The sequence below is a fragment of the Staphylococcus sp. GDX8P54P genome, from assembly GCF_017893165.1.
GTDB classification, from domain to species: Bacteria; Bacillota; Bacilli; order Staphylococcales; family Staphylococcaceae; genus Staphylococcus; species Staphylococcus borealis.
The window spans coordinates 100,450-113,697 of sequence record NZ_JAESMM010000010.1 but is presented as its reverse complement, the minus strand read 5'-3'; the positions used below and the strand labels follow the sequence as shown (position 1 = coordinate 113,697).

Below are 13,248 nucleotides of genomic sequence, written 5' to 3'. Positions count from 1 at the left end.
TCCCGCTCCCTAAGTTATCTTCTTTTTCTCGTTTTTTTAGTATTAATTTACTGTTTTACAATTAATGTTGATAATATGGATCAAATTCCATTGCACCAGCGTTCTCATCACTCACACCATGTTTGTAATAATCAACATATTGTGGTTCTAATGGTTTTCTACCACGGATGATATCTGCTGCTTTTTCAGCAAGCATTAATACAGGTGCATGAATATTACCATTTGTTGTACGAGGCATTGCTGATGCATCAACAACACGTAAATTTTCCATACCATGAACTTTCATAGTTAATGGGTCTACAACTGACATTGGATCTGATGCAGGTCCCATTTTAGCACTACATGATGGATGCAATGCTGTTTCACCATCTTTACGTACCCAATCTAAGATTTCTTCATCTGTTTGTACGGATGGTCCTGGTGAAATTTCACCGCCATTGAATGGATCCATTGCTTTTTGCGCTAAGATATTTCTAGCTACTCGAATTGCTTCAACCCACTCTTGTTCGTCTTCTTTTGTTGAAAGGTAATTAAAGACAATACTTGGTTTTTCAAATGGGTCTTTTGATTTAATTTTTAAGCTACCACGTGAGTTTGAATACATTGGTCCTACGTGCACTTGATAACCATGTGCTACAGGTGCTTTTTGTCCATCATATCTTACAGCAATCGGTAAGAAGTGGAACATTAAGTTTGGATAAGCAACTTGGTTGTTAGATCTTACGAAAGCACCACCTTCAAAGTGGTTTGATGCTGCAGCACCTTTACGTGCAAATATCCATTGTAAACCAATCCATGGCATACGTTTAACATCTAAGATTGGTTGTAATGATACTGGTTCTTTACATTCATGTTGAATATATACTTCTAAGTGGTCTTCGAAGTTTTCTCCGACACCTGGTAAATGCATACGTGGTTCGATTCCTTTAGATTTCAAGAATTCTGCGTCACCAATACCTGATAATTGTAATAATTGAGGTGTGTTGAACGCACCACCAGATAATATAACTTCACCTGCATCAACCGTATGGTATCTACCATTACGTTTAAATGTTACACCTGTTGCTTTGTTACCATCGAAATGGATTTTAGTGACAAATGCACGTGTTTTAACAGTTAAATTTTTACGTTTCATTGCTGGGTGTAAGTAGGCTCTTGATGCTGATACACGACGTCCGTTATGCACTTGGCTATCGAAAGGTCCAAATCCTTCTTGTCTATAACCGTTAACGTCTTTTGTTTTGTGGTATCCTGCTTCTACCCCTGCATCAAAGAATGATTTAAATAATGGATTAGTTGCTGGACCACGTTTCAATTTAATTGGACCGTGATGACCTCTAAATTGGTCAAATGGTGTAGCACCGTATGTTTTCTCTAGACGTTTAAAGTATGGTAAGCAATGTGCATAGTCCCATGATTCCATACCTTCTGGTTCAGCCCAACCTTCATAGTCCATTGGGTTACCTCTTTGGTAAATCATACCGTTTATTGAACTAGAGCCACCAAGAACTTTACCACGTGCATGGTCTACTTTACGTCCCATATGTGGTTCTTCTTCTGTTTGATAAATCCAATCGTAGAAACGATTACCTGATGGGAACATTAACGCTGCTGGCATTTGAATGAATAAATCCCAAGGATAGTCACTACGTCCTGCCTCTAATACTAATACATCTTTATCTTTATCTTCTGTTAAACGATTACCTAATACTGAACCGGCACTACCGCCACCAATAATGACGTAATCATATGATTTCTTTTTACTCATTATAAATTCGTCCTCCCTTAAATTGATTATGATGTCTTTATATTTCATGCTTTTAAGTTCGATACGTACAACTTTATAACTCAAATAAATAGAGTCGTATAGTTGATTTATATTACGACTCTATCGCTCTTGCATGGATTTGTTATTTGCTAAAGAAGTTAACTGGCTCAGGATTTGTATTCGTTAAAATGTGTTTACTAGTTAAATATTCTTCTAATCCTTCTTTACCTAGTTCACGTCCAATACCTGATTGTTTGTAACCACCCCATGGTGCTTGTGCGAAGTATGGATGGAAATCATTGATCCAAACTGTACCAAGTTTTAATTTATTGGCTACACGTTGTGCTTTACCGATATCTTTAGTGAAGACTGCACCTGCTAAACCATAAATAGAGTCATTAGCTAATTTAATTGCTTCTTCTTCACTATCAAAGCCTTCAACAGTCACAACTGGACCAAATACTTCTTCTTGAACGATACGCATTGACGTATCACAATCAGTGATTACTGTTGGTTCAAAGAACAAGCCAGCTTGTAAATCTTCTCGTTCTGGGCGTTTACCGCCAATTGCGATTGTAGCGCCGTCTTCTTTTGCAATTTCCATGTAGTTTTCAATCTTACTGCGGTGTTCTGTAGAAATTACAGGTCCCATTTCAGTATCATCATCAAAACCATTACCAAGTTTGATTTTACCTACACGATCAATTAACGCCTTCTCAAAGTCGTCTTTAATATTGTTGTGTACTAAAATACGTGACCCTGCTGAACATACTTGACCTGCGTGGAAGTAACCACCATTCAAGGCTTGATCCACTGCAACTTCAAAGTCAGCATCATCAAAAATAATATTAGGATTCTTACCACCAAGTTCTAATGCAATGTTAGTAACATGATTAGCAGCATTCTTCATGATATGTTTACCTGTTTCAATGCCGCCTGTGAATGAAACTAAATCTACTTCTTCATGACCTGATAGTGTATCTCCGATTTCTTCACCACTACTTAATACTAAGTTGATAACACCTTTAGGGAAGCCAACTTCTTCCATCAATTCGAATACACGAATTGTAGTTAACGGTGTGATTTCACTTGGCTTCATAACAAGTGAGCATCCTGTTGCTAATGCTGGCGCAATCTTCCATGAAGCTTGAAGTAATGGATAATTCCAAGGTGTGATTTGTGTTACGACACCAACAGGTTCCTTAACGACCTTACTTTCAGTATTTGGAATTGGTGAATTGATGATTTCGCCACCATCTTTATCTGCTAATCCAGCGAAATAAGTAAATACATTGGCGATGTCATCCATATCTGCATATGATTCTCCTAATGTTTTACCAGTATCTAATGTTTCTAATTTAGCTAATTCATCACGATGCTCTGTAATTTTATCTGCAATCGCTCTTACTTTTTTACCTCTGACTTCACTTGTTTCTAATGACCACTCGGCATCTTCAAATGCGCGACGTGCTGCAAGTATTGCTCTTTCTGCATCTTCAGCAGTACCTTCTGCAACCGTAAAGATAACTTCTTGGTTATAAGGATTAATAATATCTCTTGTATTTTTATTTGAACTTTCTACCCATTCACCATCGATATACTGACGGTTAGACAATTTCTCTACAAGTTCCATCAAACGACCTCCGTTAAGTTTGTTAAATTTTTATTTAACGAATTTTACAGAACTAGATTATCATACTTTTCATAGCCTTGCAAACGATATAAAACGACACAACTTTTGAGATAGACTTGAAAATACAGTGTCAAAAGTGCTAATAATAAATATGCGATTTTGAAACTTTTCACCAAACACTTTATAATGATTTAGAATTGAAAAATGAACGTCTTCGTTTATTTCTCTTTAAAAAACTAATAAGTAACAATGGAGGTGCACCATGGCACGTTCAACGAATTATGACCAAAAAATTGAAGAAGCAAAAGATCTTGTTATCAATTCAATCGGTGAAACAATGGATTTGTATGGTACAAACCGTAGCGTCGGTAATCTATATGGCACAATGGTCTTTGAAGGCAGTATGACGCTTGATGAGATGCGTGAACATTTGCAAATGAGCAAGCCGAGCATGAGTGCTGGTGTCAAGAAACTACAAGAATTTGATATTGTGAAACAGCAATTCACTCGTGGCAGCAGAAAGCAACACTTCATTGCAGAGAAGAACTTCTTCCATTTTTTCCGAAACTTCTTTACACAAAAATGGGAACGTGAAGTTGACACGAACTTAGAAGCCGTTGAAAAAGCGCAATTATTGTTAGATGAAACATTAAAAAACGCTGACTTAGACGAAGCATCTAAAGCAGAAGTTGATAAAATCCAAGCACAATTGGATCATACAAAGCAATATTGTAAATGGCTTGAAAACTTAAGTAACGCGATTGAAAGTGGCCAAATCTTCGAACATTACCCAATTCCAGAAAAAGAAGATATTTAAAAAAGCTAGAAGATTTTCGANNTCGAAAATCTTCTAGCTTTTTATTATTTATAAGTTATCATCATGTGGTTCTTCTTTAACTTGAACAATACGTAATGAACGTCGTTCAATTTCTTTATGCTTATCTGCCCTTGTTTCCAGTTTAATCCGGTCTCTATTGAGCGTAATAATAAATGAAATCATCATAAAGATAAATATCACAATTAATGGCACACTCGCTAAGATAGATGCAGTTTTTAATACCTCAAGTGCACGTTCTCCCCCAACTAACATCAGTGAGAAAGGTAATAAACATAACGCAAATGCCCAAAATAGACGATTGGCTTTTAATGGTTCGCCAACAACTTTTTTCTGTGATGCAGCAGCTAAAATATATGAACCTGAATCAAATGTTGTTGCTAAGAATAAGAAGGCAGAAATCAAGAATAATACAACAATCAATGTTGAGAATGGCAATTGATGCATTACTTGAATAATCGTCGCTTCAGTACCATGCGTATTTAAAAAGTTAATCACATTAAATTCGCCTGTAATCTGTAAGTACACTGCATAGTTACCAAAGATACCAAAGAACAATAGGCAACCTAATGTACCATAAATAATTGTACCTAAAATAACTTCTTTAAGACGTCGTCCTTTTGAAATACGCGCTATAAACAGACCGATAAATGGTGCATATACTAACCACCATGACCAATAGAATATCGTCCAATCTTGTGGGAAGTTAGTTTCTTTGCGTCCTTCAATTCCACCGAAAGGTTCCATCCAAGTAGCCATATGGAAGAAGTCTCTTAGCATATTACCAAAACTTGTAATTGTCGTTTCCATTATGAAAATGGTAGGACCCACGACAAACACAAATCCTAGTAATAAGAATGATAACCATACGTTAACATCGCTTAATTTTTGAATTCCCTTTTTCAGACCAGAATAAGAACTTACTGCAAACACAACTGTGATTGTCAATAAGATAATTGAACGTACAACCATATTTTCGCCATCGATACCTGTCAATTTCTCAATACCTGCAGAAATCATAGGAACACCGAGGGCAAGTGATGTTGCAGCCCCGCCAAGTAGTCCGAAAATGAATAATATATCTACTAATTTACCTAAAAATTTATCTGTTTGTCCTTTAAGAACTGGACGACATGCTTGACTAATTTTGTAAATAGGTTGTTTCTTAACGAATACTAAATAACCAATAGGTAGTGCTGGTAAGACATAAATCGCCCATGCGATTGGTCCCCAATGGAACATACCATATTGCGTGGCATATGTAAGTGCTTCATCTGACATCGCTTTTGCACCATTTGGTGGTACTTGATAATAGAACGCCCACTCAATGACACCCCAATATAATATGTCTGATCCAATACCTGCACAGAATAACATAGACGCCCAACTGAAGTTATTAAATTCAGGTCTATCCGTTGCTTTTCCAAGCGTCACATTGCCGTAGCGTCCGAACGCAATATATAATACAAAGAATAAAATGGCTAATCCCATAAATAAATACACTGATCCAATTGAATTGGATATCGCACTGTTGATATCAGTAATTACTTTTTCACTGGCTTCCGGAAAAATCATCATCGGTGTAACAGCCACAAGTAATACGACTACCGTCCCTATAAAAGTCGGCCAATCCATAATTTTTTCTCGTTTCAATTATGTTCCTCCTCAAAATAGTTGTTTCGATAAAAATTAAAAACCACTTTCTTGTCACGGTTTATTCACATATTGACGATATCTAAAATTAAATAAAAATGCAAATTACATTCAAATTATACTTTTCAGTTTATTGAATAAATATATATTTCAGACATATTTTAAAGCTTTAGAAATTGCTATAACAACAGTGTTAAATTTAAACTTAACGTATTTAACAAATTTTATTTTGTATTATTTTTGCATAATCATACCCTCATAATGAATTTATATTTATTTAGCATTTTTTTAAATTTCTCATTTTACTCCTAAAAAAGACTACAAATCATCGAGCATGTCGCCCTAAAATTTGTAGTCTCTATATCTAAAATCCTAATATCGATTTTATTAAGAATCCAACTATAATTGATACGCCAATCGCAAAGAAGCCTGGAATAATGAAACTTGTCGCTCGTGTACGTCCAGTCTCATCTAAATTAACCGCAAATAATAACGTTGGTTGTGCCGGAATAACGAAGTTGACGTTAAGCGTTTGTACCATTGCAATAAAGTACATTGGTGGAACGCCCATACTCATAACAATTGGCACCATAATCGATGCGGTTGCAGTTTGAGAGATGACGATCATCGCCACTACAGCAACTAAGACAATGACTAACCAAGGTATAGATTGGATGGTTTGTCCGATATCGTCTTGAATGATTTTTAAGTTTTGAGGTGCGTTAAATACAGTTGCACCTAACCAGCCAGGTCCGAGTACTGCAAAGAGTGCACCAATAGCGGATTGTGCAATATGGGAAGACAAGATATCACTCGTATTAATCTTCATCATTAATAGATTAATAGCAACACTCAAATACATAAAGAACTGTACAATTTCTGTCATTGTTACGTTAACTTGTTCGCCATCGACGTTAAAGGCTGGCATTAAATTTGGAAAGATACCAAATGTTAATATTGCTGCCACACACAGTAAGAAGCTAACTACACCTAATTTAGTTTTAGTTGAAAATGATTGTTTAACAGATACTTCAGGTGTATGCGCCATTTCACTCGGCGTAACTGATGTCTTTCGACCGACAAACGTACAAAAGACACTTAACATTAGCATTGTAATAATCGCTGTAGGTAATACAATACTTAAATATTGTCCCATCGATATATGATAACCTGCCATTACCGAAATAATGTAGGCTGTTGCTGATGCTGCTGGACTACATAATAAAGCTAAATTAGCAGTCAATACAGAAGCAGTAAGCGGTCGCTTAGGTTGTATATTAGCCTTAACCGCAGTTTTGGCAATAATAGGTTCTAAGGATAACGCAATATTTGCTGTACCTACGCCAAACACAAATAAAAAGACAATCATTGGCGCTATAAAAATTATTGATCTTGGAAAGCGTTCGATCACTTTGGAAGCGAGAAAGACTAAATAGTCAATGCCTCCTGTAGCTTGCAAGGTACCACCAGCGATACCAATGGATAAAATAATTAATACTGCAGTAACAGGCGCTGAACCTGGGGGCAATTGAAAGCCAAAGATCATTATGAGTTGTGCCACAATGGCGAAGATACCACACCCTAATGCACCAGCCGCACGAAGCCCTAATAATATAGCTAGTATCATTATGATGATTTCTACTACAAACAGTAGCATGATGAAAGCTCCTAACTTTTCTGAAAATTATTGTGATTTTTTTAACATAAATAGTTTATCACTTGAAGATGTCAAAAGTATAGAATTGTAGATAATTTAAAATATTAAATGTAAATAAAATGTGAACTTACATTCTGACATACCCATTCCAATTAAATATTATCCCACTCTAAAAAACCTTGAAAGTATGCTTCTTCTAGCATCTTTCAAGGTCGATATTATCCATTATTTTGGATGGTCATCTTTGAGTGTTCCTTTTTTAATTGGGGCCGCTTCGTAATCACCCTCGATTTCTTTATCTTCAGTATGACCTTTAGCCATTTCTACATTTTTCTCAGTTTCTTTACGCTTTTCTTTTTTTGAACGCTTATCATACGCACGTTCTTCTAGTAATGATCCCCAAATAAGGCCACATATCACCGCAATCGTTACGATGATAATTAATGCTAATATAATCCATTTTATTACATCAAACGTCATCTTTAGTCACCCTCCTTTACGATTTACATATACAATCTAATATTAATTCCACTTATTATTATGTTTCCCGTTATACCTCCGCTTCAATCACACGATGCGCTATCTTGACATGCCTTTTTCCAAAAAGAAAAAAACCACGACGCCGTTAGATTAGGCATCGTGGTTAAAATGATTTCAAATTATGAAATGTAGTTATATGAACCAGCTTGGCTAGCTGAGATTGTACGTGATGATACTACACCAGGTCCACCGTTATAGTTCATTTCTGAAACTTTAACTGAACCGTCAGCATTAACACTTTCAACATATGCAACGTGACCGTATGCACCTTGAGATGTTTGCATTACTGCACCTGCTTTAGGTGTGTTGTTAACTGTATAGCCATCTGCAGCAGCTGCAGTTGCCCAGTTATTTGCGTTACCCCAAGTGCTACCAATTTTACCGCCTACTTTGTCATATACATAATACGTACATTGACCAGCAGTGTATAAGTTTGCACCGCCACTTGATTTACCTGATAATGCTGCACTACTTGAGCTTGTTGATTGAGTAGTTGGTGCGTTTTGAGTTGTTACTTTAACGTTGCGATCTGAAGTTGAATAGTTAGCACCTAAACCGCCACCAGCATTATTGTTTGCTGTGTAAGATTGTGTATTTTGGCTAGATTGATTGTTATTGTAGTTGTAATTGTAGTTATTGTATGATTGTGTATTGTTTACTGCTTGGTTGCCAGTGTATTGTTGACCACTTTGTTGCGCTTGAGCTGGGCTCCAGTTACCTTGCCATTGATAATGATAATTACCTTGTTGGTCAATTGTGTATGTGTAACTGTATGAATATGGGTCATTAGGGTTATATCCATTATTATTTTCCGCTGCGTCTGCATCCTGATGTGCTAATCCAAATGTTGCAATACCTGCTGTTGCGATTGTAGCTGTAGCGATCTTTTTCATAATTAAATATCCTCCTAGAATGTTTAAAGCTTTTTATCTCGTGGCTACCTGCAATTGACATATTAGAAATTTTAAATCATTCAATTCAAAATGTTTTTAAGTAATTTTTTCTTCGTTAATTAACGACAAGACATACTCTAACAGACACACAAGGGTTTGTGTGGAATGTTAAGGCTTTGTAAATGAATCATAATAATTTTACTTCGTATGTAATAAACATAGACTTATATTACAACTTGTAAAACGCGCCTATACCAAGACTTATAGCACGTTAATCAACAGTGTATTCACACGCTTTGTAATTTATCTGATTATTTTAGACATGTTTTATTTCATGAAAAGTGGGAAGTATAAAGCGTTTTCTCATAATAGCGGGAAGCCATTTTAGAGTGGATGATATGTAATCATAAGCATTAGAACAGGGAGTGGGACAGAATTCTTTTAAATTCGTCGTCCCACCCTTGCAAAGGTGACTAGAACTGAGAAAAGCTTGATTTAAGCGCCTTCTCAGTTCAGTCAACTACTGCTAATTTGCTAAATAGCATTATTATATTATTTATGTCCCAGACTCACTGTAAAAGAGAGCCATACCGCGATATATTTTTAAAATTTGTAATGCTTCCAAATACTAACGTTTATAACAATCCCCTTATAAGATGTTCATTAGTCAACTTACAAGGGGATGCGTATTTTAATTATCCATTTTCAAAATTTCTATTTATATCTCAACAATACCATTTTGCACATACCTAGCATTAAATGGTAACTGTACCGATTAAAACTGCTATAGCCAATAACACAATCGCAAAGCCCCAAATCCAGAAGAAGGCATATTTGATGTATGTGCCCATATTGGCTTCAGCCAAACCAATCGCTAACCACAGGGCTGGAGAGAATGGACTTACAAACGTTCCGACAATATTACCAATAACCATTGAATACGCAGTCGAAACTGGATTAATACCAAATTGACTTGCTGTTTGTTCTACTATAGGAAGTAATGCAAAATAATAAGCGTCTGTACTTGTAAGTAAATCAAGTGGCACACCAAAGAAACCAACAATAATATGTAAGTAAGGTCCTACAGCATCAGGAATAATCTTAATGAAACTTAATGCAATGGCTTTTAACATCCCTGTTTCTTCCAAAACACCTAAAAACATACCAGCTGCAATGATTACTGCAGCCATCATCAATGCATTTGGTGCATGCGCCTTTAACCGATTCATTTGTTCATCGACATTAGGGAAGTTAATCACTAACGCAAGTGCAACGCCAATCATAAATGCAAATTCAGGTGGCGCAATATTAGCTAACATCATGACAAGAACGATAACCGTTAAAAGCACGTTGGCCCAAATAACCCAACCATGTTTCAATGCTCGACCTCTTACCGGAAACTTAATGTCTTGATCACGTTCATAGTTTTTTACTAAACGATGAATGTCTATGTCTAATGTAGGTTGTAAGTCACCTTTTTCAATTGCTTTTTTAATTCGCTTCTTTTCTCTAAATCCTAAGTATGTTGCAAAGATAAGAACTAACACGAAACCAATTAATTGTACCGGAATGATGCCGTACCATAATTCGTTGACACTTTTCACTTTGAGTACAGAAGCAACACGCGCCATTGGACCACCCCAAGGCACCATATTCATAATTGCAGCACTAATTGCAAGCAATAGAATTAATAAGTATTTATTCATATTTAACGCTTTATATAATGGTAATAATGCAGGTATTGATAATAAGAACGTCACAGCACCTGCACCATCTAATTGTGCAAACATACCAATCAACGCTGTTACAATGCAGACAATAACGACATTACCACGTGTCATAAGTATCAGTCTTTTAACAATAGGCTTAAAGAGCCCACTGTCTGTCATAATACCAAAGAATATAATTGCGAAAATAAACATGATGACGACGCTCATTACAGATTCTAAACCACTATTAAAGAATTTAACCAAATCTTTAACACCGTAGCCTAATAGTAAAGCGCCAATACTAGGAATTAATATCATACCAACAACTGGACTAATCTTTTTAGCGATTAACAGTCCAACTATTGAGCCAATAATCAATATTCCCATTATTGTTAACCACACACTATCCCCTTGCATGTGAAATCCCCCTTATTTTTATAATACGTTTCCCACTTTAAAGAAAACGTTTTCATAATTTTACCAAAAATCAGTCTTTTATTTAAAGAGATAGGTCAAAAAACGGGAGTGGAACAGAATTTTTTAAATTCGTCGTCCACTCCCAGTTTGATTTGCTTGTATCATGTCTTTGTGAAATTCTCTTTGCTAAGGCTCGCCCACAAGGATGACTAGAACTGAGAAAGGCATGATTTAAGCGTATTCTCAGTTCAGTCAACTACTGCAAATTTCCAAAATATCATCATTATATTCCAGACTCATACGCTTGCTTTCATTAAATATATTGCTTTTCTTTCAAGTATTCAATAATCGTATTAACTGATGCGTCTACACTTTGATGTTCAGTATCAATTGTAATTTCTGGTTGATGTGGTGCTTCATATGGTGCACTAATACCTGTAAATTCTTTGATTTCGCCAGCGCGCGCCTTTTTATAAAGGCCTTTAGGGTCACGTTGCTCACATGCTTCAACGCTGCACGCTGTATATACTTCAATGAATTCGCCATCCTCTAAAATCGCACGAACGTCATCACGGTCGGCTCTATACGGCGAGATAAAAGCTGTAATAGCAATTGTACCTGCATCTACAAGCAATTTACTCACTTCACCGATACGTCGAATATTTTCCTTTCGATCTTCTGGACTAAAGCCTAAATTGTTATTTAAACCGTGACGGACGTTATCTCCGTCTAAGCGATAGGAATGCTTCCCTAATTGGAACAATGCTTTTTCAAGTGCAACGGATACGGTTGATTTCCCAGAGCCTGATAATCCTGTAAACCATATCACTACACTTTTATGACCATTTTGTTGTTGTCTATCTGACTTGGTAACTTCAGAATCGTGCCATGTAATATTCGTTGATTGACTCATGTTAACCCCTCCGAATTAATTTTGTTTTAAACCTTTAATTAAGACTTCCGCTACTTCAGGTCTAGAGAATTTAGTAGGTAATGATTCACCGTTTCTTAATTTTTCTCTTACTTTCGTACCACTTAAGTGAACATGTTCTGATGCGTCGTGTGGGCAAGTTTTAGCTGTAGCCATGTTGCCGCATTTTTCACAATAAAAGGCATGCTCAAATTTCAATATTTGAATATCTAATTCATCTTCAAACTGAGAAATTAATTCTTGCGCTTCATATGTGCCGTAATAATCGCCTACACCTGCATGGTCACGCCCTACAATGAAGTGTGTGCAACCATAGTTCTTACGTACGGTCGCATGTAGAATCGCTTCACGTGGTCCAGCGTAACGCATTGCTGCTGGATAAATGACTAAACGCGCTCTATCTTGAGGGAAATAGTTCTTTAAGATAGCTTGATAACTTTCCATACGAACATCTGCTGGAATATCGTCTGCTTTCGTTTCTCCCACTAATGGGTTAAGTAACAGACCATCTACAATTTCTAATGCAGATTTTTGGATATATTCATGTGCACGATGAACAGGATTTCTTGTTTGGAAACCTACGACAGTCTTCCATCCTAAATCATGGAATAATTGACGCGTTTCTGCTGGATCTAAATGGAAATCAGAGAATTCATCATGTTTAGGTCGATTGATTAATTGAATTGGACCTGCTAGATACACATTGCCTTTGTCATACACTTTTTTAACACCTGGATGGGCGTCATCTGTTGTACCGTAGACATTTTGCGCTTCTTTAGTCTTATCATACGTATATTTTTCTTCTAATTTCAATGTGCCATATAATTCGCCATCTTCGCCATATAAAGCGATGTCATCGCCAATAGCTAATTTATCCGCTTCTTCTTCAGTAACAGGTAATGTAATCGGAATACTCCACACTAATCCATTTTCAAGATGTGTCGTTTCAACTACTTTAGTATAATCCGCTTCGCCCATAAATCCTGTTAATGGACTAAAACCACCAATGCCGATTAATTCTAAGTCAGAAATTGACCAAGGATTCAACGTAATCACTTTATAAGATTGTGCTGCTTCAAGAAGATGAGCTCTTTCTTCGCCTTCTACTACACGGTTAATTAACTCGCCACCATGTGGTTTAATCGTATAATTAATAATCTGTTCATGTGTTGCCATTATTGATAACCCCTTTTCCAATTAATTAGATTAGTT

At 36.3% G+C, this 13,248-nt stretch carries 10 protein-coding genes; 1 reads left to right on the top strand and 9 read right to left on the bottom strand.

The genetic code is table 11. The annotated features are described in order from the left end of the window. Positions 1–61: 61 nt before the first annotated feature. The gene (gene betA / locus KA909_RS04675) at positions 62–1,771 is read right to left on the bottom strand and encodes a choline dehydrogenase (RefSeq protein ID WP_210130035.1); all 1,710 of its coding nucleotides are present in this window, start codon (positions 1,769–1,771) and stop codon (positions 62–64) included. Between the two features lie 139 nt (positions 1,772–1,910). After that, entirely contained in the window at positions 1,911–3,401 is a 1,491-nt protein-coding gene (gene betB / locus KA909_RS04670) for a betaine-aldehyde dehydrogenase (RefSeq protein WP_053028916.1), read from the bottom strand. 262 nt (positions 3,402–3,663) lie between these two features. Here betB and cudC point away from each other — a divergent pair, with 262 nt between their 5' ends. Next, positions 3,664–4,218: a choline uptake/conversion transcriptional regulator CudC gene (gene cudC / locus KA909_RS04665; protein WP_070855231.1), complete on the top strand. Its 555-nt coding sequence runs from the start codon at positions 3,664–3,666 to the stop codon at positions 4,216–4,218. A gap of 48 nt (positions 4,219–4,266) precedes the next feature. On the opposite strand, the gene KA909_RS04660 is transcribed toward cudC, so the two are convergent. From KA909_RS04660 to sat, 7 genes are all read right to left on the bottom strand, one after another. Next, complete coding sequence (locus tag KA909_RS04660; protein ID WP_193838894.1) at positions 4,267–5,889, bottom strand: BCCT family transporter; 1,623 nt, start codon at positions 5,887–5,889, stop codon at positions 4,267–4,269. Between the two features lie 364 nt (positions 5,890–6,253). Next, positions 6,254–7,546 (bottom strand): anaerobic C4-dicarboxylate transporter family protein, encoded by a 1,293-nt coding sequence (locus KA909_RS04655; protein ID WP_193838893.1) that lies wholly within the window; start codon positions 7,544–7,546, stop codon positions 6,254–6,256. Between the two features lie 225 nt (positions 7,547–7,771). Beyond that, complete coding sequence (locus KA909_RS04650; RefSeq protein ID WP_053028920.1) at positions 7,772–8,026, bottom strand: hypothetical protein; 255 nt, start codon at positions 8,024–8,026, stop codon at positions 7,772–7,774. A gap of 179 nt (positions 8,027–8,205) precedes the next feature. Continuing rightward, on the bottom strand, positions 8,206–8,979 hold the full coding sequence (locus KA909_RS04645) for a CHAP domain-containing protein (protein ID WP_053028921.1): 774 nt from the start codon (positions 8,977–8,979) through the stop codon (positions 8,206–8,208). A gap of 755 nt (positions 8,980–9,734) precedes the next feature. Beyond that, complete coding sequence (locus tag KA909_RS04640) at positions 9,735–11,105, bottom strand: CitMHS family transporter (protein ID WP_193838892.1); 1,371 nt, start codon at positions 11,103–11,105, stop codon at positions 9,735–9,737. 313 nt (positions 11,106–11,418) lie between these two features. Beyond that, positions 11,419–12,018, bottom strand: coding sequence for an adenylyl-sulfate kinase (cysC, locus tag KA909_RS04635; RefSeq protein ID WP_193838891.1), 600 nt, complete (start codon positions 12,016–12,018; stop codon positions 11,419–11,421). Positions 12,019–12,033: 15 nt separating this feature from the next. Next, complete coding sequence (gene sat, locus KA909_RS04630) at positions 12,034–13,212, bottom strand: sulfate adenylyltransferase (protein ID WP_107629191.1); 1,179 nt, start codon at positions 13,210–13,212, stop codon at positions 12,034–12,036. Positions 13,213–13,248: the final 36 nt, after the last annotated feature.